This is a genomic window from Micromonospora sp. NPDC051296, assembly GCF_040682255.1.
Taxonomy (GTDB): Bacteria; Actinomycetota; Actinomycetes; order Mycobacteriales; family Micromonosporaceae; genus Micromonospora; species Micromonospora craterilacus.
The window spans coordinates 1-1,683 of record NZ_JBFBAO010000196.1 but is presented as its reverse complement, the minus strand read 5'-3'; the positions used below and the strand labels follow the sequence as shown (position 1 = coordinate 1,683).

The 1,683-nt window shown below is 73.2% G+C and carries 2 protein-coding genes; both read left to right on the top strand.

Translation table 11 applies throughout. From position 1 onward, the window contains the following. Positions 1 to 84 precede the first annotated feature (84 nt). Positions 85 to 1,302 (top strand): tryptophan synthase subunit beta, encoded by a 1,218-nt coding sequence (gene trpB / locus AB0M52_RS20380; protein WP_363955807.1) that lies wholly within the window; start codon positions 85 to 87, stop codon positions 1,300 to 1,302. Positions 1,303 to 1,304: 2 nt separating this feature from the next. Then, positions 1,305 to 1,683, top strand: a 379-nt coding sequence (locus AB0M52_RS20375) for a tryptophan synthase subunit alpha (protein WP_363955804.1), incomplete at its 3' end; no start/stop codon positions are given.

Below are 1,683 nucleotides of genomic sequence, written 5' to 3'. Positions count from 1 at the left end.
CGGCATGAGCGAGCGTCAGCGAGTGAATCATCAGCGCAGTGCGTTGGTGCCTCAGGGCGGCGCGGAGCGAAGCGGAGTGCCGGCATGAGCGAGCGGCCGCAGTTTCCCGACGCCGCTGGGCACTTCGGCCGCTTCGGCGGCCGGTTCGTGCCGGAGGCGCTGGTCGCCGCCCTCGACGAGCTGGACGCCGCGCACCGCGCGGCGATGGCCGGCGAGACGTTCCGGGCTGAGTTCGCCGCCCTGCTGCGCGACTACGCGGGCACCCCGTCGCTGCTCTACGAGGCCCGCCGGTTCTCCGCCCGGGCCGGCGCCCGGGTGCTGCTCAAGCGGGAGGACCTCAACCACACCGGCGCGCACAAGGTGCGCAACGTGCTCGGCCAGGCGCTGCTGACCCGGCGGATGGGCAAGAAGCGGGTGATCGCCGAGACCGGTGCCGGCCAGCACGGCGTCGCCACCGCCACCGCCGCCGCCCTGTTCGACCTGGACTGCGTGGTCTACATGGGCCAGGTCGACACCGAGCGGCAGGCGCTGAACGTGGCCCGGATGCGGATGCTCGGCGCCACCGTCGTACCGGTGACGAACGGCTCGCGCACCCTCAAGGACGCGATGAACGAGGCGATGCGGGACTGGGTCGCCAACGTCGACGACACCCACTACCTGATCGGCACCGCCGCCGGCCCGCACCCGTTCCCGGCGCTGGTCCGCGACTTCGTCCGGGGCATCGGCGACGAGGCCCGGGCGCAGTGCCTGGAGCTGACCGGCGCGCTGCCGGACGCGGTCACCGCCTGCGTCGGCGGCGGCTCCAACGCGCTGGGCATCTTCCACGCCTTCACCGACGACCCGCAGGTGCGGCTGTACGGCTTCGAGGCCGGCGGCGACGGGGTGGCCACCGGGCGGCATGCGGCCAGCATCACCGGCGGCTCCACCGGGGTGCTGCACGGCACCCGCACGTACGTGCTCCAGGACGCCGACGGTCAGACCGTCGAGTCGCACTCGATCTCGGCCGGCCTGGACTACCCGGGCGTCGGGCCGGAGCACGCCTGGCTGCACGACACCGGCCGGGCCAGCTACCAGCCGGTCACCGACGACGAGGCGATGGCGGCGTTCGAACTGCTCTGCCGTACCGAGGGGATCATCCCGGCGATCGAGAGCGCGCACGCCCTCGCCGGCACCCTGGCGGTCGCCCCGAAGCTCGCCGCCGATCTGGGCCGGCAGCCCACCATCGTGGTCAACCTCTCCGGCCGGGGCGACAAGGACGTGCACACCGCCGGCGGGTACTTCGGCATCCTGGACGGGGAGTGAACGTGAGTCGGATCGGGGTGGCCTTCGACAAGGCCCGGGCGGACGGCCGGGCGGTCCTGGTCGGCTGCATGCCGGCCGGCTTTCCCACCGTCGAGGGCAGCATCGCCGCGATGAAGGCGATGGTCTCCGCCGGCGTCGACGTGATCGAGGTGGAGATCCCGTACTCCGACCCGGTGATGGACGGCCCGGTCATCCAGCGGGCCAGCGACATCGCCCTGGCCGGCGGCGTACGCACCCGGGACACGTTGCGCATCATCGAGGAGGTCGCGGCCACCGGCGCGCCGGTGGTGACGATGACCTACTGGAACCCGATCGAGCGGTACGGCGTCGACGCGTTCGCCCGGGACCTCGCCGCGGCCGGTGGCACCGGGCTGATCACGC